Annotated in this window: 16 protein-coding genes; 7 read left to right on the forward strand and 9 right to left on the reverse strand. The window is 45.1% G+C overall.

Annotated features, from left to right (window positions below; genetic code table 11):
- Positions 1-27 precede the first annotated feature (27 nt).
- On the reverse strand, positions 28-7,308 hold the full coding sequence (locus G7B20_RS03600) for an MBG domain-containing protein (RefSeq protein ID WP_164108667.1): 7,281 nt from the start codon (positions 7,306-7,308) through the stop codon (positions 28-30).
- 236 nt (positions 7,309-7,544) lie between these two features.
- Positions 7,545-8,159 carry a Crp/Fnr family transcriptional regulator gene (locus G7B20_RS03605; protein WP_164108668.1) on the reverse strand — a complete coding sequence of 205 codons (615 nt, stop codon included), beginning with the start codon at positions 8,157-8,159 and terminating at the stop codon, positions 7,545-7,547.
- A gap of 340 nt (positions 8,160-8,499) precedes the next feature.
- Here G7B20_RS03605 and G7B20_RS03610 point away from each other — a divergent pair, with 340 nt between their 5' ends.
- The gene (locus tag G7B20_RS03610) at positions 8,500-10,737 is read left to right on the forward strand and encodes a glycosyl hydrolase family 95 catalytic domain-containing protein (protein WP_164108669.1); all 2,238 of its coding nucleotides are present in this window, start codon (positions 8,500-8,502) and stop codon (positions 10,735-10,737) included.
- 83 nt (positions 10,738-10,820) lie between these two features.
- Here the strand turns inward: G7B20_RS03610 and G7B20_RS03615 are convergent, their stop codons facing one another.
- The 4 genes from G7B20_RS03615 to G7B20_RS03630 all read right to left on the reverse strand — a co-directional run bounded on the left by G7B20_RS03615 (position 10,821) and on the right by G7B20_RS03630 (position 12,602).
- Positions 10,821-10,988, reverse strand: a complete 168-nt coding sequence (locus tag G7B20_RS03615) for a hypothetical protein (RefSeq protein WP_164108670.1) — start codon at positions 10,986-10,988, stop codon at positions 10,821-10,823.
- Positions 10,989-11,052: 64 nt separating this feature from the next.
- Positions 11,053-11,247: a hypothetical protein gene (locus G7B20_RS03620; RefSeq protein WP_164108671.1), complete on the reverse strand. Its 195-nt coding sequence runs from the start codon at positions 11,245-11,247 to the stop codon at positions 11,053-11,055.
- A 47-nt stretch (positions 11,248-11,294) separates the two neighbouring features.
- A complete protein-coding gene (locus G7B20_RS03625; protein ID WP_164108672.1) occupies positions 11,295-11,732 on the reverse strand; it encodes a DUF5675 family protein in 438 nt (145 codons plus the stop codon).
- 240 nt (positions 11,733-11,972) lie between these two features.
- A complete protein-coding gene (locus G7B20_RS03630) occupies positions 11,973-12,602 on the reverse strand; it encodes a fibronectin type III domain-containing protein (RefSeq protein ID WP_164108673.1) in 630 nt (209 codons plus the stop codon).
- 482 nt (positions 12,603-13,084) lie between these two features.
- On the opposite strand from G7B20_RS03630, the gene G7B20_RS19575 reads away from it, so the two are divergent.
- Positions 13,085-13,216 (forward strand): hypothetical protein, encoded by a 132-nt coding sequence (locus tag G7B20_RS19575; protein ID WP_262886554.1) that lies wholly within the window; start codon positions 13,085-13,087, stop codon positions 13,214-13,216.
- 118 nt (positions 13,217-13,334) lie between these two features.
- Here the strand turns inward: G7B20_RS19575 and G7B20_RS03635 are convergent, their stop codons facing one another.
- Both G7B20_RS03635 and G7B20_RS03640 read right to left on the reverse strand, forming a co-directional pair.
- Entirely contained in the window at positions 13,335-13,718 is a 384-nt protein-coding gene (locus G7B20_RS03635; protein WP_164108674.1) for a hypothetical protein, read from the reverse strand.
- 168 nt (positions 13,719-13,886) lie between these two features.
- Positions 13,887-14,879, reverse strand: coding sequence for a hypothetical protein (locus tag G7B20_RS03640; protein ID WP_164108675.1), 993 nt, complete (start codon positions 14,877-14,879; stop codon positions 13,887-13,889).
- Between the two features lie 301 nt (positions 14,880-15,180).
- Here G7B20_RS03640 and G7B20_RS03645 point away from each other — a divergent pair, with 301 nt between their 5' ends.
- The 5 genes from G7B20_RS03645 (at position 15,181) to G7B20_RS03665 (ending at position 18,574) form a co-directional block, all read left to right on the forward strand.
- The gene (locus G7B20_RS03645) at positions 15,181-16,137 is read left to right on the forward strand and encodes an AvrD family protein (RefSeq protein ID WP_164108676.1); all 957 of its coding nucleotides are present in this window, start codon (positions 15,181-15,183) and stop codon (positions 16,135-16,137) included.
- Between the two features lie 32 nt (positions 16,138-16,169).
- Positions 16,170-16,562: a four helix bundle protein gene (locus G7B20_RS03650; protein WP_164108677.1), complete on the forward strand. Its 393-nt coding sequence runs from the start codon at positions 16,170-16,172 to the stop codon at positions 16,560-16,562.
- 8 nt (positions 16,563-16,570) lie between these two features.
- The gene (locus G7B20_RS03655) at positions 16,571-17,269 is read left to right on the forward strand and encodes an ATP-binding protein (RefSeq protein ID WP_164108678.1); all 699 of its coding nucleotides are present in this window, start codon (positions 16,571-16,573) and stop codon (positions 17,267-17,269) included.
- 82 nt (positions 17,270-17,351) lie between these two features.
- The gene (locus G7B20_RS03660; protein WP_164108679.1) at positions 17,352-17,939 is read left to right on the forward strand and encodes a hypothetical protein; all 588 of its coding nucleotides are present in this window, start codon (positions 17,352-17,354) and stop codon (positions 17,937-17,939) included.
- Between the two features lie 260 nt (positions 17,940-18,199).
- Positions 18,200-18,574, forward strand: a complete 375-nt coding sequence (locus tag G7B20_RS03665) for a hypothetical protein (protein WP_164108680.1) — start codon at positions 18,200-18,202, stop codon at positions 18,572-18,574.
- Between the two features lie 80 nt (positions 18,575-18,654).
- Here G7B20_RS03665 and G7B20_RS03670 read toward each other — a convergent pair whose 3' ends face one another.
- Complete coding sequence (locus tag G7B20_RS03670; protein WP_164108681.1) at positions 18,655-20,073, reverse strand: RagB/SusD family nutrient uptake outer membrane protein; 1,419 nt, start codon at positions 20,071-20,073, stop codon at positions 18,655-18,657.
- Positions 20,074-20,080 lie beyond the last annotated feature (7 nt).

A 20,080-nucleotide genomic window follows, 5' to 3' on the forward strand; every position in this document is an offset into this window, starting at 1 on the left:
CTTCACTTGGTAACTTGTTCACTTAATTTATCTCTTAATCACAAAAAATCCCTTTTTACGTCTCCAGGTATTTCCATCCTTGAAATCAATGTAATAGAAATACGTACCATCTCGGTGTCCTGTTCCCCAGAATACTTTCGTGATGTTATCGTAACCGACAATCTCAGCCAGTACCACGCCGTTCTTATCAAAGATGGTCACCTTGTTGTCTGTATAGTCACGGATAGCTTCTATGATCAAAAACTCATTTTCGCCATCTCCATTTGGAGACACTGCCGGGTGGACGATAATAGGCAGCTCAGCCAATTCCTCATTGGCCACACGAATCACTTCCGTTACTGCTGTTGCAGCTTCGTAGTTTTCATTTCCAGCTTGACTAGCTGTGACACGCACCGTACCTAGGCGCAATACCTCCAAATCGGTTCCTGTCACTATAGCCACCATTGGGTCGTCCACATTCAATGTCACAGGCAGACCGCTGCTTGTACGGACATCCAATGCCACTTTACCGACATCACGACGTAATACCTCAGGTGCTGTAAACGTAATTACCTGTGTTGCTTTACGGATCAACAGATTCGCTTTCAAACTTGTGCCAAAATAGTTTGGTGTCTCTGCAATCACGGCAGTCACTTCATAAGTCCCCGCATTGATTTTATCATTATTTTGATAAACCACAGTCACACCTGCAGGCAGCGTACCGCCTAGCTGTAGACTCTTGGTCGTACCATCGTATACAAAGTCCTTGTTAGCGAAGCTAAGTCCCGTTAGCGTTGCTCGAGTAATCGATAGATTTGCTCCGACATAATTGATCGCATAGTTGGTAGCCGTCAGGTTCTTATTATTGATCAGGTAGCTGCCCACATTTTCTCCTGTGGCACGCTCTAGACCACCGGACACTACCGACGCGGCATCTGCGTATTTAAGGTCGGTCGCTTTTACGGTATACGTCAAGGCCGGATCATTACTTCCAAAGACTTTCGTCTTCGCATCGGCCGTCACCGTAAGTGGAGCCTTTGTGATAGTCAGATCAGCGCTCACATAATTGATCGCATAGTTGGTAGCTGTCAGATTTTTGTTGTTGATCGTATAGTTACCTACGTTTTGTAATCCCAGACGCTCCAGACTACCTGACACTACTGACGCCGCATCAGCGTATTTAAGGTCAGTTGCTTTTACGATATATGTCAAGGCCGGATCATTACTTCCGTACACTTTGGTCTTGACATCTGCTGTCACCGTAAGTGGTGCCTTTGCCACGGTCATCGTTCTTTGTACCGAAGTTGCAGCGTTGTGCGTTAGATCCCCGGATTGCGTAGCGGTAATAGCCGTCGTACCAGCCATCAAGATAGTTGCCTGATTGCCTACAATACTCACTTTGGTCGGATCCGCAGCGGTATATGTAATCAATAAACCACGATCCGTATGACTATCACCCAGCGCAAACACCCCATCACCATAGTTTTTAGTTGCTATAGCCGGGAAATTAATCTGTTGATCATATTTAATCGTCTGGAATGATTTGACAGATCCATAGCTTACTACATTATTTATAATAGCATATGCCCTGTAGTAATATGTGGTATTCACATTAAGATTGCTGACTTGCAACTGATACTGACCTCCCGTTGTTAGTGCTATTTCTTTATTATCGGTTACCGTAGGTATAGGCATTGTTCCATAAACAATTCCTTTTTCAACCACGCAGTCAGCATTACCGATATCACCACCCAATGTAGCTCCCCCAGCAAAGACAAGCGTCGCATCGACTGTCTGTACTGCGATAGTAGCGGATGGTTGTATGATTGTAAAAGACTGTGTTGTCGTACATCCGTTAGCGTCTGTCACAGTCACCGTATAAGTGCCGGCCATCAAACCTGTAGCAGTAGCTGTCGCCCCACCTGTAGGAGACCACGAATAAGTATATGGAGCAGTTCCGCCTGTAACAGCCACCGTAGCAGCACCATTACTTCCACCATTACAGCTCACATCGGTTTGACTAGCAGCTGTAGCGACTAAAGCAGTAGGCTGTATAATCGTAAAAGTCTGTGTAGTCTCACATAGGTTGGCATCCTTAATGGTCACCGTATAAGTGCCTGCAGATAATCCTGTAGCCGTTGCTGCTGTACCACCACTTGGTGCCCAGCTATAAGTATAGGTCCCTGTACCCCCTGTCACTCCAACAGTCGCCGAGCCGTTCGCTCCGCCGTTGCAGCTCACATCGGTCTGGCTATCAGCAGTAGCTACCAAAGCTGCAGGCTGCATAAGCGTAAAACTTTGTGTTGTTGTACAAGCGTTCGCATCCGTCACAGTCACCGTATAAGTACCAGCAGACAAACCAGTTGCTGTAGCTGCTGTACCACCAGATGGTGCCCAGCTATAAGTATAGGTCCCTGTACCCCCTGTCACAGCAACCGTCGCCGAGCCGTTCGCTCCGCCGTTGCAGCTCACATCGGTCTGGCTAGCAGCTGTGGCTACTAAAGCAGATGGTTGTGTAATGGTAAAACTTTGTGTCGTTGTACAAGCATTCGCATCAGTCACCGTCACGGTATACGTACCTGCAGATAAACCTGTCGCTGTAGCTGCTGTACCACCAGATGGTGCCCAGCTATAGGTGTATGTCCCTGTACCACCTGTTACCGCAACCGTTGCCGAGCCATTAGCTTCGTTATAGCAGCTCACGTTGGTCTGGCTTGCAGCTGTTGCTACTAAAGAAGGAGACTCGGTGATCGTAAAGCTTTGTGTTGTTGTACAAGCATTCGCATCAGTCACTGTCACCGTATACGTACCGGCAGACAAACCAGTAGCTGTAGCCGCGGCTCCACCAGTAGGTGACCAAGAATAAGTATAAGGCGCAGTACCACCAGTAACAGCCACCGTAGCAGCACCATTGCCACCACCATTGCAGCTCACATTAGTCTGACTTGAAGCCGTAGCTACTAGAGCATTGGGCTGTGCAATGGTAAAACTCTGTGTTGTTGTACAAGCGTTCGCATCGGTTACCGTCACCGTATACGTACCTGCAGATAATCCTGTTGCTGTTGCTCCTGTACCACCGCTAGGTGCCCAGCTATAGGTATATCCTGGCGTACCACCTGTCACAGCAACCGTCGCCGAACCGTTCGCTCCGCTATAACAGCTCACATTAGTCTGGTTTGCAGCAGTAGCTACTAAAGCAGACGGCTGTGTAATGGTAAAACTTTGCGTTGTAAAACAAGCATTCGCATCGGTCACCGTCACGGTATACGTGCCCGCCGCTAAACCGGTAGCAGTAGCGGCAGTACCACCAGATGGTGCCCAACTATACGTATAAGTACCTGTACCCCCCGCCACTGTAACTGTTGCTGAGCCCGTAGCAGCACCATTGCAGGCTATATTTGTCTGACTAAAAGGCGTCACGACCAAAGCTGAAGGCTGTGTAATGGTAAAGCTCTGTGTTGTAGAACAAGCGTTCGCATCGGTTACCGTCACCGTATAGGTCCCGGCCATCAAACCCGTCGCCGTTGCTGCCGTTCCACCAGTAGGAGACCAAGAATAAGTATATGGCGCAGTACCGCCTGTTGCCTCGACCGTCGCAGATCCATTTGCTCCACCATAGCAGCTCAAATTAGTCTGACTAACAGGCGTCGCCACTAAAGCAGGAGACTCTGTGATCGTAAAACTTTGCGTTGTTGTACAAGCATTCGCATCGGTTACCGTCACTGTATAAGTCCCAGCCATCAAACCTGTCGCCGTAGCCGCCGCACCACCGGTAGGAGACCAAGAATAAGTATATGGCGCAATACCACCAGTAACAGCCACCGTAGCCGACCCGTTACTACCACCATTGCAGCTCACATCGGTCTGGGCACCAGCCGTAGCTACTAGAGCATCGGGCTGTGTAATTGTAAAACTTTGTGTTGTTGTACAGGCATTTGCGTCAGTCACCGTCACCGTATACGTACCTGCAGATAATCCAGAAGCTGTTGCTCCTGTACCACCGCTAGGTGCCCAGCTATAGCTATATCCTGGCGTACCACCTGTCACCGTTACCTTTGCCGAACCATTAGCCCCACCATAGCAACTGACGTTGCTATGCGTCGAAGGGCTTGCCACTAATGCTGGAGGTTGTAAAATCGTAAAATTACGTGTCGCTGTACATGAATTTGCATCAGTGATCGTCACTGTATATGTTCCAGCGGCCAATCCTGTTGCCATCGACGCTGTACCACCATAAGGTGCCCAGCTATAGCTATACGGAGGAACACCTCCAGTAACATTTACGCTTGCTATACCGTTAGCCGCTCCATTACAAGCCAGATCCGTTCTCGATGTCGTAATATTCATGGCCGTGGGCTGTGTAATTGTAAATCCTCTAGTAATTGTACAATTGTTCGCATCGGTAACGGTAACGGTATAATTACCTACGGCTAATCCTGTAGCTGTAGCATTAGTCCCCCCAGATGGAGCCCATGAATAGGTGTAAGGCCCAGTTCCTCCAGAAGGAACTATAGTAGCGGTACCATTGCTACCGCCATTGCAGCTTACATTTGTTTTGCTCGTCACTGCCGACATCGCTGTGGGTTGTGTAATAGTAACCGAGCGTGTTATAGAGCAGGCATTCGCATCCGTTATCGTACAGGTATATGTACCCACCCCTAAACCTGTAGCTGTAGCATTAGTTCCTCCAGATGGAGCCCAACTGTAGGTATAACTTGGCGTCCCTCCTGAGACAACTACCGTAGCCGTACCATTACCACCGCCATTGCAAGAAACATTTGTCGAAGCAATTGTTGCAGATAAGGCTGTAGCGGGTTGATTTATCGTAAAAGTACGCGTGGTCTGACAAGCATTCGCATCTGTAACGGTAACTGTATAGGTACCTGCGGTCAATCCAGTCGCAGTAGCTCCTGTACCACCGCTAGGTGCCCAACTATAGGTATATGCAGGTGTACCACCTGTCGGTGCTACCGTAGCTGTACCATTAGCCCCGCCGTTACAGCTTACATCCGTCTTTCCACCACCATTAGCAGCGGATAGGGCTGTAGGCTGCGTGATTGTAAAAGAACGTGTTGTCGTACAGCCATTCGCATCGGTAACGGTAACCGTATATACCCCGACGGACAACCCTGAAGCTGTGGCATTCGTACCACCGCTTGGTGCCCAACTATAGGTATATGGGAGTGTGCCACCTGTAGGTGCTACCGTAGCGGTACCATTGCCGCCACCATTGCAACTTACATCCGTCTTTCCGCCACCAGTAGCAGCAGATAAGGCTGAAGCGGGTTCACCCACTACAATACCGGTAATTATTTTAGTACAAGAATTGGCATCAGTAATGGTTACACTGTACGTACCAGCCGCTAGTCCTGTAGCAGTCGCAGCAGTACCTCCTGATGGAGACCAGGAATAGGTATATCCCGGAGTACCTCCAGAAGCGACAACGGTAGCAGTTCCATTAGATCCACCAAAACAGGAAACAGTTGTTGTAGAAGCCGTTCCGTCAAGTGCGGCAGCAGGCTGCCCCACTACAATGCCGCTAATCGTTTTAGTACAGGAATTAGCATCTGTAATAGTTACACTGTAAGTTCCCGCCGCCAATCCAGTAGCAGTCGCTGCAGTACCACCTGATGGTGCCCATGAATAGGTATATCCCGGTGTTCCTCCTGAAGGTGTAACAGTAGCAGTTCCATTCCCTCCTCCAAAACAAGAGGCAGAAGTTGTAGAAGCTGTTCCGTTAAGAGCCGCTGCAGGTTGTGTTATGGTAATATTGTTGATTGTTTTGGTACAAGTGTTCGCATCTGTAATAGTTACACTGTAAGTACCAGCGATTAAACCTGTTATAGTAGGCGTAGTCGCTCCTGTAGACCATAAATATGTATAGCCAGGTGAACCACTTGAAGGTGTAACTGTCGCAGTTCCGTTAGCTCCTCCAAAACAAGAAACTGAAGTTGTAGAAACTGTTCCGTTAAGTGCCGGAGGCTGTGTAATCGTAAAGTTTCTTGTTATTTCCGTACCCTCACCATCCGTAATGGTACAAGTATAGGGTCCTACACTAAGTCCTGTAGCTGTAGCATTTATACCTCCTGACGGAGACCAACTATAGGTATAAGGTATCACTCCACCGCTGGCTACCACTGTAGCCGTACCGTTGCCACCACCATTACAGCTCACATCCGTTTTACTAGCTGTTGCTGTCAATGCTGCTGCGGTCGTAAATGATGCATCAGCACCGTAACTTGTCCCCGCACCATTTGTTGCGTAGGCTCTAAAATGTATCGTGGTTCCCGCAGTCAGGTTGCTTACTGTAGCACTAAAAACACCCGTACCCGCCCCCATTACGACTTTATTATTCGCAATGGTTGGGTTGGCAGAGGTACCCCATACAATACCGCGATCCGTCACGTTTGCGCCACCATCTAGTATTACGTTACCTCCCAAGGTAGCTTTTACAGCGCCAATATTTGTGGCAGCGGTAGTCGTCAGCGTAGCCGGGACACCGACAGTGATGTTAGGAGTAGGGTAGTTTGAAGGGACAATCCCTAAATCTGTACTTGCATGATGCCCCCAGTTTAGATAGTTATTAATACTCGCCCGCACAGCAGCCGCAGTTCCGGTCAGTGTACCTGTGTACTTACTATTAGCCACCTCTGGCCCTGGAGCGGGGAATAAAGACACACAGTTAATCCCATTGGTCAAGCCTGTTGGAACAAGACTCTCTGCTGCCCCTGTATTAACACTTGAGTTCCAAGATGTCCCATTGTCATAGTTGGTGCTATTATAATCTCCATGGACAGCCGCTATAAAAATCGGAGAAGAGGGAGCAAATAATCCCGTCGTAGATTGATATGCTATTATTTGATCCCCTCCAGATAAAAATGAGGTTGTGGGACTTTGCCCTGCAAGACGAAAAATATTCAGCGTACCGTAAGTGATGGAAAAACTAGTCGTAGAATTGTTATATAATACAGTTACAATTGTTCCTTTTGTTATACCTGAGGGAATACTCCATTCTAAATGCATTTCTCCGTTCAACATCCAATTATTTCCACCCCATCCCTGTTCTGTAAAATAGAGCTTCTCACCAAAAGGCATATCTTTAAGTGTAACAAAAGAAAAACCGTCACCTCCAGGAGCTGTCACATTAGTTTGATAACCAATAAAAGCGATATCCCCTGCTGCAAGAGTTGTCTGCGCTTTGGCGGTGCCCATATAGAGCAACATAAAAAATAGAAATGCGAAATAGCGGAGCGAGTCAGCTATTCTCTGCCTGCATCTGGACAACAAACTGTCCCTTTGCTTTCGCTGGTACGACGATAGTGTATTCATAGTCAAGTTAATATTTTCACAAGTAGTTTGGATCTTTAGATGCCGCAAAGGGTTCAAACAGGGATGCTGATACCCGTTGCGATAACTAAACACATGTAAAAGTATTTTATTTCCACGTTCCTTTCTGTAGCTCGATTGCATTTATTGACATATATCAACCTATAATTGCATATGGGGTCAAAAAAGTGATTTACATCACTTTTTTGACCCCATATCGATGCAATATTATACTACAACTACCGCTTAACAGAAGGTTGATACTTGGCCCTGACCCGGCACAACGTTTCTTGCTTCATGCCTAGATACGACGCAAGGTACTTAAGAGACACCCTACCTAAGAGCGCAGGACGAGTTCCTGCAAATCGACGATATCTCTTTTCTGCACTAGGCAAGCGACACAGGTAAGCTCTTTCTTCGGCATCCCGATAATAGAGTTCAAGAATTTTGCGGCCGATAATATTTGCCTCATAAAAATTATCATAGAGCTTTTCCAGTGAGGCACGACTGATTTCTATCAGCAGCGTATCTTCTAGCGCCTGGAGGTATTCATCCGTTTCATAGTCCAGTCCCAGATTACGGATACTACCTACGATATTCCGTTCTTCATTGATCCAGGTTGTGATCTCCACGCCATCGTCTTTGATAAAGCCTCGTATCATACCTTGGACAATAAAATACACCACATCGGATTGATCAATTGGGCTCCGGAGGAATTTGCCTTTTTTTATAAAGACATATTCTGTATTCTTTAGTAAAAATTGGGCAGCATCGGGCGATACCGGATGTATCTGATCAAAGAAATATACAATTTCTTTACACCCCGTCGGGTTAGGTTGTACTACTCGGGTCATAACTAGCCTATATACAATAAGAGTTTTTCTTCTTTTAATTTCGCAAAAGAGACCCCTACAATCCGTGATTGTATTCGGGAAGCTAATTGACCGAGACACCGTAACAACATCTGTCGTATGTTGATTCTATTCATAATGGTAATTTTGTTTGGTTTGGATATTGTACCCACAAAAATAAAACAAAATAAAAGAAAACAAGACCACGCATAGGGGACAAATGGGGGACAAATGAACAAACGCGCTCCGAAAAATGTTAATTTTGGAATAATAGTGGGTAACATCGTTATATCCTAGAAGACAATCATTATTTATTTTTGTCTTAGACACATTTATAGACTTCATGATGAGAGAAATTTTCTTAGGCCTTATTATATGCATACACTGCCTACCGGCCTCTGCTCAAAAAGCAAAAGAACATCCTTTAGCATTTGATCATCTAGCTTCCCGATGGGACGAAGCTATTCCTCTAGGAAATGGGATGTTGGGTGCCCTCGTATGGCAAAAAGAAAATACTTTACGCTTTTCCCTGGACAGAGCAGACCTGTGGGACGAAAGGAAAGCTTTTAATGTTGAAGAACACGATTTCAACTGGGTCGTACAACAGGTTAAAAAAAATGATTACTCCGTGGTCCATCAATGGGGAGATCGGCCGTACGATGCTTCGCCCTATCCGACCAAGCTTCCGGCAGCCGCTTTGACATTTGATTTAAAGGCCTTGGGCAAAGTGACCTCCAACATATTGGATATCCATACCGCGACACATACCCTTACTTTTGACAATGGTACCGTTTTAAAAAGCTTCATACATGCGACAGCACCTATCGGATACTTTGAGATCGAAGGAGCCCATGCCGCACGTGCAGTACCTGCTTTGGTTCCGCATCAATACCAGTCTACCAACCGCGATGACGGCGCCGCATCGGTAGTGAGTGGCCAAAGTCTCTCCAGACTGGGCTATAACCAAGGAAAACTAGCTAAAGATCCTTATCAGCAACGTATCCATCAAACTACCTATGACGGCAAGTACTTTGAAGTGCTATTGCAGTGGAAGCAGGTATCGGCGACGAAAGTGACAGGCTTTTGGACGATCACCAATAATACCACGGCTACATTGGATGCAAATATCGGTTCATCTTTCCTCAAAAGCCACCAAGCCTGGTGGCAAGAATACTGGTCGAGATCCAGCGTATCCATCCCAGATCCATTGCTCGAGAGGCAATACTATCTGGATATGTACAAGCTAGGCTCCGTAGCGCGCCCCGGAGCCCCAGCCATCACTTTACAAGCCGTCTGGACGGCCGATAATGGGGGACTTCCTCCTTGGAAAGGAGACTTTCACAACGATCTAAACACACAACTGAGTTATTGGCCAGCTTATACTTCCAATCACCTTTCCGAAGCAAAAACTTTTACAGACTGGCTTTGGAAAGTCCGACCTGAGAATTTGAAATACACCAAGCAATATTTTGGGGTCGAGGGGCTGAATATCCCCGGCGTACTTACCCTGAATGGCTACCCCATGGGAGGCTGGATCCAGTATTCCCTTTCTCCTACGGTAAGTGCATGGACAGCGCAGCATTTCTATTGGCAATGGAAATACAGCATGGACGATGATTTCCTTAAAAGCCAAGCGTATCCCTATATCATTGAAGCTGCTACCTTTCTGAAAAACATCAGTTACTTAAAAGATGGAAAGCGGTATATACCTTTGAGCAGCAGCCCGGAGTATAACGACAATCGTGTGGATGCCTGGTTTAGCAATTGGACCAATTTCGATCTGGGACTAGCCCACTTTATATTTTCAGCAGCAGCCGAGGTAAGCACCGCTCTTGACCAAAGTAGCGAAGCAGCGACCTGGCTTAAAATCAAAAAAGAACTACCTGATTTTGCGGCAGACGAAAGCGGAATATTGGTTGCTGTCGATCATGCTATGGAGCATTCGCATCGACATATGTCGCCTTATATGGCTATTTATCCCTTATCCCTACTGGATATCAACAACGCCGCCGACCATGAACTAATCACCCGGTCACTGCGTCATTTAGAAAGTCTGGGTACAAAAGCCTGGGTCGGCTATTCTTTCGGATGGATGGCCTGTCTACATGCGAGGGCCAAACAAAGTGAACAAGCGGTAACCAATCTACAACGCTTCGCCAGCAATTTTTGTTCGATCAACTCCTTTCATCTCAACGGCGATCAAAAAGGCGGTCAATATTCAGGTTTTACGTATAGACCTTTTACACTGGAAGGCAATTTTGCCTTTGCACAAGGCATCCACGAACTGCTTTTACAGAGCAAAAGTGGCTATATCGAGATCTTCCCGGCTACACCATCCAGCTGGCAGGATGTTTCTTTTGATGACCTCAGGACCGAGGGTGGCTTTTTGGTCAGTGCCGCCAAATCAAAGGGAAGACTACAGTACGTCAAGATTAAAGCTACCCACAGTGGCACCCTCCGGATTAAAGAAGATTCACTTGTGGGCTTAAACTTAACTCAAAATAGGGCCGTCAAAAAAGATGGGTATTATATCGTCACCTTGAAGAAGGGGCAGACTATCGAGTTAAGGGCTAATTCATAAGCTCCTAAGGTAGAATAAAACAACAATCAACACTAGATATTATGAAACAGCGCCCGATTGCTCAGGCGCTGTTCTTTATTTAGCTAGCGCTTATGATTACCTCTTTGTAGAAGCTGACTGACGATATAACTGACTACGGTGCCTATCACCGCTGTGATCACTGTCTGTAACATGTCACCTAATGTGATCGAAGCCCATATCGAACAGAGTGTACCACCTAGGGTACCTGCACGGATTTCGTTTAGTTTCATTTATTAATGCTATAGGCTATATGCTCTAAGCTATAGGCCTTCGTTAATAATTAACCATTTATCATTAACCATTATTCCCTTCTTCCTCCTTGTCACTCGTCACTGCGTCACTTCCTGCTTCCTTCCTCGTCACCGCCTCCAATACCCCCAGCCCTACTGCGACGTATTTAATAATATTCAATGCCTTGCCCGGCAATTTGATCGGAGCCAGCAGCAACACCTGTACCGCTTGGCTTATTTTTTTGATGATTTTGTGCATATTTTTTATCTAAAAGAGTAAAATCGTTACTCGTCACTGGTTACTCGCTACTCAATACTCAATACTACAGCCCCCTTCCCCACCGCCTCTACCAACATCTCATACAACCTCCTGTAAGCCTTAGTCGAATCGTACACCGCATAATCGCCATCACACAGTTTGAAGTACTCGCCTACCAATAGGCAACCCTCTGTATCCGAGAAGTAGTTACCGATATGAATATACACGTACTTGAAGTTGGGGATATCCTGGACCTCGATCATACCACGGTGCATATCTGGGAACTTACGTTTGTAGCGTGCATTCATAGCGCCATACATATTCAGTCGCAGCTTGTACGTGCCTGCCGGTATAGCCGTAGATCCTTTGATCTTTATATCGCGTACCGAATCCTCCAGTCCATAGCCAAAAAAATCATCGTCGATATAGATTTCAGACAGGGTACTGTTCTTTCCCTGTTTGATACGTTTAACTTCAATTTTCATGTTTTAATTGATAAAAGTTATGACCGTTATGAAAGTTATAGAGGTTATAAAACTTAAGAATCAAATTGACCAGAGAAAGCCTAGGAAGTTTTCGTCAGAAAAGGCTCCAGCTTTTGAGGTCAATTTGATTCCCCCCTCTACCTTCCTCATCCACATGCTAGAATCAAACTTGAGATAATAAAACCTTAGAAATTATGCGAAGCTTTGTTTCAGTTTTAGTGCTCAATTTGATTCGCCCCTCTACCTTACCAACAATTTCGCCGTATTACTCCAATCCCCTACCCCTTTGCTGTTGACGGCGCGTACACGTACCTCATAATAATGTCCGGGATCCAGAGGCGCTATGGTATTATTGCGCGATGAGGTCGTCGTCATGCGGTCACTCCAGGGTTCCTCGGGTATACTAACCTTACGATAGCAATACTCATATACGCGGACATTGGCCTGTTTAGCAAAATTCAGCCGCGCCTGTCCCGACTGGTTCGTATCCGACAATCTTACATCCTGTACGATAAATGGAACCTGCGAAGCTGTAGTCGGTGCATTGGTCGGGAATCCCGAACTTAACAGCACCGATAGCTGTCCATCCGCAATGGAATTAACATAGTACCCTAGCTTTTGTAGGGCCGACACCAGCGCCGGGATACTTTCATCTTTAATAGCCGTATCTTCGGGCGACCCACGCTTACGTGCAGCAGCCAGTTTTGCGGAAAAATCATCCAGCAGATCCTGAATATCGGCCAGTGCCGGTGTTGGGGTAGGAAAATTTGTATTTCCTGTCATAGCAGCTATTATTGTAGTCGCCGCTGTCAATAACTGATCGTCCAGCATACTGCCAAACCCGATCAGTGCTCTCATTTTTGTAGCCATATTTTTTATCTGGTTATGAAAGTTATGGGGGAGGTACTCCCGACCATGCCGGAGTTATAAAAGCTATAAAACCATTGTCCTTACGACTTCATAACTATGTAACATTGTAACCTCTTAACTTCCCCTTTACACCACAAACATACAGCCCCAAAAAGCCCGAAATGAAGCCCTTAGCGCGTATTAGCGCCAAAACTTAAGATAGGCCTATTCTTTACATTTCACGCTAATTCGCGCTAACCCAAAACCTCGAAAAAACCACAGACATAGCATTTACTGTATTCAGTACGTAAGGTACTCGTATCAGTACGGGCCACACTCATAGCAGTAGCCAGCGTACACATAACAGTACAATTAGCACTGCTGTAAATACGCGACACACTCATAACAGTAGAAGATTTACTCATCTCAGTAGACCAGTTTCGGGAGCCAGTACAAAATATACTCACATCAGTAGGCGAACTACTCACATCAGTACACAGCGTATGCAGATCGATAGCGCACTTGTCGGGATGAGTACACGAGCTATTGATCAAAGTAGCTCAGGTACTGAGGCTAGTGCAGTACCTACTGATACCAGCACGGCAGATACTGCATGCAGTACGTTAGCTTCCTGAACCTATTTGTCAAACAGCCTACACCGCACAGCTTCTCCCTAAAACACATTGTGAGCTGCAACAAGTCTGTTGCCCCACCCCCGGCACCATTCAGTCTACGGATTAAGGTCGCTTTGATTTACAGGGACGATCTTTTGGTCTTCAGTAGTTGCTTGGCCAGGTCACGTGCAAAGAAATACTCAATCTTACCCAGCTTCATCGGATCGAGCCTCTCATCCGCTACGTAATTGCGAAAGGTAGCGTCCGAGATATCCAATTTGGCCATCACATCCTGCTTGAACAGCAGCGGCTGGTCTAACAACGACAAGAGGTCACGATCCAGTATATCTGCCATCTGTAGCATCAGGTCTTCGATACGTTCTATACGGCGTGACATAGCCGCCATTTCTTTCTGTTGGTTTTCTAAAATTGACTGTTGTACCCGAATGGTCTGCTGTTGGTTTTCTAATAAGTCATTGCTTCTGACCGCCTGATCGGCCAGTAGGTGGAGGAATCTTTCCATGGTAGATTAAGAATGTGCCTCAGCAGCACCTCTGGAGCGCGCAGCGCAGGCCATCCGTACCTCACAGAACAAATAGTTGCTACCGCAGAAACGATGATAAGGCCAGTTAAATTTCAGTGAATTTCCCCAAATCCCTTCTTGAAAAGAAACACCCTCATCTTACCATCCTCACCCTAATTCCTCCATCGTATTTTCAATTTTTTCGATAAGACCATCATAGAAAGAAATACGCTCACCTACATCTCCCATACCAAAAGCCTTGGACCTGTCCATATCAGCTTTAAATTTACTTTTGAACATACGTATCATCTCCGAATCAAAAGTGAGCATACTATTTATAGTATCCAGCTTCATACTCAGGAATTCCTGCCCCGGGCAGTTCCACACCATAAACCCCTGGCGTACCGGCGTACGTTTTTTAAAGACATCTATACGCACACCGGCAGATTTTTTGCCCCTGTTGCCTTTTATTCTAAACTTTTCGATCAGCTCTTTCAACTCAGCCAATATAGACTGTATCACTTTGGGCTCTCTAAACCTATGCAACGACCTCAATTCGTAAAGTCCATAAAGCAGGCTATCCAGAATCGTATCATCCCAGATTTCCCTACTGGTTATCTGCTCGTAGGCACCATGAATAGCTTCAAACTGCGGAGCGAGGTCCAATTTATCAAGCTCAGCAGCAAAATCCTCATATTTAAGCGACACATTATCCTCATGACTATCCTCTGTTTTTTGCATATCACAGTAATATTGGTAAAGCTTAAAGTAGGTCAGATTCTTGAATGGCATAAAATGAAAGATCGGAATCTCATCGGCCATAAAGAAGATTTTCCCCTCCCTATTATCGGCCAACCTCCTGAACATAAGCGCTAGCGTACTGATGTAACTGTAATATTTATCCAGATCGTTCATATCCAGAGGCATGAACTTAAAATATACCCAGCCTTGGTTATCCTTAAATATATCAATAGGAGTCAGCTTTAAATAGTTGACGATATCATATAGCCTGTCATAGTTAAGCACCGTATCGGCACTGATCCATTTTTCTACAGTTTTTTCACTCGCACTCATCGCTGTTGCAATTGTTTTACAGAGGGCATTTTTCGATTTATAGTGTATGGCTATGCGCTCAAATAATTCTTTCTGGGTGTAGAACATAAACGTCGTGATTTAAGTTACTGATCTGGTTAACCTCAAACTTACCAAATTAACTATTAAAATAAAAACCCAAAAGCCCCCCATTATCTGGGGAACTTTTGCTCATTTATGCTATTCTTCCCCTTCCGGAGAGGAAGTCAAAATAATGTTCCCCGCCAGAAGGGGAACTTTTACCCTTTTTGGAAAAAGTTCCTATCTACACGGGGATCAATTTTATTTTCGGCTCAACCCTCCCCGTATAATGGGGTTTTTCCGCTTCTATCTATACAGTAGCTTCGTCTATCACAAGTATTTTAAAAATATGGAAACGACAAAAAAGACAAAACGCACAGCTACAGAAAGGCTACTGGGCAATACTGACGAGCGCTACTTCGGCGAAGGATTCAAATACTTCAATAGCAAGATAGTAGACTTTAAAGCCGAGGATAGCAAGATAACCGGTAAGATAAAATGCGGTTATTATGGCCCCCAACGTCCACGCGACGAGGCACCCCATCTGGGCAGTATCGAATACCTCAGTCTAGCCCTGCGAATAGCCAGCTACGGACTGAATAGGTTGGGCAGGCATAAACTGCAGATTTTAAACTATTCCTTTCTATGCCAATACACCCTCACCATTAGCACCACACTCGAAATGGGCACATACCCTTTTACCTGCAGGCTACTACATAGTAAATGGGATGACAATTGCATGCAGGGCAGAATCTCCACATTTGAGATCAATATCGGTAAAAATAGAATTATCATCGGGGTGGATCATGGAGGTGGCGGACGGATTATTGATCTCCCGTCACAGGAGACCCTGCCTTTGGACATGGAGAATATGCACAGCCTTGGTTACAAACACACCGAGCTGCTGATAGACAATATAAAGTACAGATTAGCAAAAAAACAGATCGGATGCGATATTCAGTACAAGCAGCTCACTACTGAAGGCACTATGCAGGGGATAGGCAGCTCGCGCGAGAGCCTACTTTCTACAGATGCCACACGCGTCTTCGGTCAACTCATGCAGATCCTAGCTTATAAACTCAACAAAAGTGACCGCATACAATGTCCCAATATCTGGTTACGTAAAATGTCACTTAACCTCGAGCGGCAGCACTTTTCAGGTACAACAGAAGGTACCCTTACTTTTGATCAGGTCAGAGAAGTAAAACAAGGCGACAAACACTGGAACCTCATCAGCCTGAGCGGCAAAGTAGGCAATTATGAAGGAAAATTTGAGGTAGCTTTTCAAGTAACGAGTGACCAGTGACGCGTAACTCGTAACACGTAACCAATTAAAATATGAAAACACACAAAGACCTCGATGTCTGGAACAAGAGCATGGAACTGGTAACAGCTATCTACCAACTGACAAAATACTTTCCAAAGGAAGAAACTTACGGTCTGACAAATCAAATCAGAAGATCTGCAGTATCTGTACCATCCAACATAGCTGAGGGGGCTGCAAGAAAGCATAACAAAGAATACATACAGTTTCTATATATAGCGTTAGGTAGTGCTTCGGAACTGGAAACCCAGCTCTTGATTGCAAAAAATCTAAACTATTATAATGAAGAACAATCAACTTTACTGCTAGATAGAAATGATAGAGTAAGAAAAATGCTGGTGGGGTTAATTAAATCTGTACAGAACCGTAACGCGAAACCAGTAACGCGTCACCAGTCACTAACATAAAAACAACTATGAAAAACATCGTCATCTCCGGCACCTATTGCACAGGCAAGACCACGCTCAGTCTCGCACTGGAAAAAGCAACAGGCATATCCACTACCCACGCGCTCACCATGCGCGAGATTCTTCCTATACTCTATCCGGGCAAGAGCCTCAGGCAATGTAACTATGCAGAACTCATTACTCTGGGCATGCGGCGTTTTGAAGACCGTATACGTAGTGAGGCCAGCCTACCTGGAAGATTCATCTCTGATGGATGTCCACTTCAAGAGTGGCTATACGGTAGTACGCGACTCATCACGGGAGCTTATCCCGACGAGTACCCCTGGAAGATGAAGCTCAAAAAGCTATGGCACTACCGCAGCTACCGCGATTTCGAAAAACTACTTACAGCCTTTGAAGGCATGGTAAAAGCCTATACCCGGAGCCACTACGATCTTTTCTTCCACCTGCCGGTGGAGTTTCCTTTTGTAGCCGATGGTCACCGACCTACCTCCGAGCGATTCAGGATGGAATCCGAAAAGCGACTGCTGGCCACCTATACGGAGATGGGTATAAGCCCCATCATTCTATCAGGATCCATGGAAGAGCGGATCAACAAAGCACTGGAAGCACTTAAAATTGTACCCCAGTATCCAATCGAATATTATATACGTCATGCTACTTTAACAAGGCGCGATCGCTTTGACAAAGTCAACCTAGAAACCTAACATGCCCCAGATCATCCTTTATAATCTCCCTATGGGTTAGAGCGCGGTTTGTGGGGAGATTTTTAAACGAAAAAGCAGAATTATGGATAGGATTGAGAAATATTTGGAGAAATACGGTCTTCTGACAACAAAAGCAAAAGAGTATTTGCGACAATATGGAAAAATAATGTATTTCTCCAAAAACGCATATTTCCTCTTTCAACATGAGACAAAACACAATTGGTGTTTTTTATTAGAGGGATTGGTGGGCCATCAAATTATCGACAAGAAAGGAAACTCAAAATTGATAAAGCTATGCCCTACCAATCATTACTTTGTGGGTACAAAGCACATATTCAGCAAAAGCAGACCCCGAACCGCTATACAGTTTCTACAACCCAGTACCATCTATATGATCTCCAATGAAGACCTCAAGACAGGAATCAGAAAATTCGCCGAATTAAATGAGATTTACCATATTATGAAGCAGCATGAATTGGATATAAGAGAAATCTTCTTAAGTATTCCCAGCGTTATGCGCGACGAACGAATAGCGTATCTGTTTGATCATTTGCCCGAGGTAAAAGGAAAAATGACCGTTAAGCAGCTTTGTTCTTTACTGGGTTACAGTGATGACAGGCAGTATTATCGGGCATTAGATTATTTCAATAACCGCCGAGAACCATCATAAAAACTATTTTCATTTAACTGTTATAACAGACGGCAGACAACCACAGCTCTCCTACCTTAGTATTGTCAAAACGCAAGTACAGCGGAACTCGGATGCGAGGTAATCTGGGGGAAGGGCGCACCGGCCAAAAGGTGTTTCGGACTATCAGCGTAGACGGCTCTGGCTTCGTACAACGTAGAGACTGGCTCCGATAGCAAATGCACTCTTAAAGGTTCTCTAGGAGTTGAAATATAAGAGTAACCAACAGTAAAACTAAACACATGGAAAATTTAAAAAAATCGTGGCTGAAGGCCATAACAGGGGTATCACTCGTATTGGGACTGATATTAGGTGTCAAAGCGATGGATAAAAAAATCAATGGAGAAACATTGAAAATTGCAACAACCACAGTGTGGTTCAATGCGGCAGATTCTGGCTCCAACACTTATATCACGGACGAAATCACAAGTCCAACAGCCCCCTGTGATGAAATTGCAGGTGATTTATGTGCAGTACAGCTTGATCTGCAGCATGTAGATAGCGAGGTATTACAAGCCTTCTATGACAGGATGCAAGACCCACTACAGACCGATCCGACACTACAAGAGTTCCTCAATGCAGGAGCGACAAAGACAGGCGATTCCTTCCGTCCATAAATAGAAAAGGAGGATCTCTGTACTCTCGAATATATAAAGGGCCAGATTCTAGTTGGACCTGGCTCTTTATGTATATGTAGCTATTCTCTTTCATTCTGTTCCAACCCACCCAATTGGACAGCCTCCAAAGGCAATGGCCACACCCAATTTTTACCTCTGGGTGCTAACACAAACTCTTTCCCGTTTACCACCCGCCGGAGTGTAGTCAAAATTTCACTTTCCTTATTTAACCTCCGCATATCTTCCCACCTGATTCCTCGCAATAAAAGCTCCTTTTGCCTTTCCTCTAAAACGAACTTCAGCAGCAGATTTTTATCCTTTATTAGAACCGGTTCAAAATTTTTATTTACCATTCTTTTCCGTAATAAGCGGTTCAACCAGTCCAAAGCCTCTTCTGTCCGATCCGATCTGACCAAACATTCGGATATGGAAAGATAGAGTTCATCCGTTGCTAAACCTGTAAAGAGGTTTCTATTCCCATAGTAACTTCCATAAAAAAGGGTCTTATTCTTATTGTCTTTAAAAAAATAGACTTTTTTTCTCAGATCATCTTCGGCATACAGCCCCAATAACTGCGCATTTACCGTTACACGGCTTTCATCTACGCCAACATTGTAGTTGGTTGCATTGGTAAAGATCACCTCCTTATTGCCGATACCATAAAGCGGAAACCTATAATTATTCCCTACAGACAGGCTGTTAAAATCTATCAGATCAGCCTTTATCTTCAATGCTTCCACCAGCACCTGAAGTGCCATATCATAATTTCCCTTCTGCATATATACTCTTGAAAGAAGGGTATAAACCGCAATTTTAGATGGTCTGAATACATTTACCGGCAGATTGGGCAGTAATGCCAAAGCCTCTGATAAATCGCTAACGATACGATCATAGGTTTGCGCCAATGTCCCTCTTCCTTTATGTTCGTCTAGCGATGAGCTCAATCGCAATGGAATACCATACGCAAGATTTTTTCTTGACTCGTCATATACCTCACAATACAATTGTGCAAGGTTATAAAAATCGAGCGATCTACGAAATAACGCATCCCCCTTCAGCTGTGCCAAAGCTACAGCATCATGCTCGCCCTTGGCGATTCTTTCTACCCCATCCAACACAATATTACAATAAAGTATGCGCTGGTAGGCCATATCATAATCCGTAGGGTTAGTAGTACCTCCCTCTCCGCCCAAATAGACATCTTTGGCCCAGACATAGGCATTTTTCTGATAAGAATAAGTTGCTCCGGTAGGTATTGCATTGTAATAGGCATCTTCTATATGATACTCGCCTGACCCGACAATACCCAAATAAGAAGAGGAAAGAACATTCATCGGCATACCATTATTGTTCGGATTGTCCAAGATAGCCTGATAGTCTTCAATACTTGTCGGCACCCGCTGATTTTTGCTGGGTTTGATATCTAAGAATTGATTGCCACAGCCTATCACGGCCAATAACAATATGAATAGTATATTTTTTAAAAATAATCTTCTCATGATGAAA

This window comes from Sphingobacterium sp. xlx-96 (genome assembly GCF_011007365.1).
Classification (GTDB): domain Bacteria; phylum Bacteroidota; class Bacteroidia; order Sphingobacteriales; family Sphingobacteriaceae; genus Sphingobacterium; species Sphingobacterium luzhongxinii.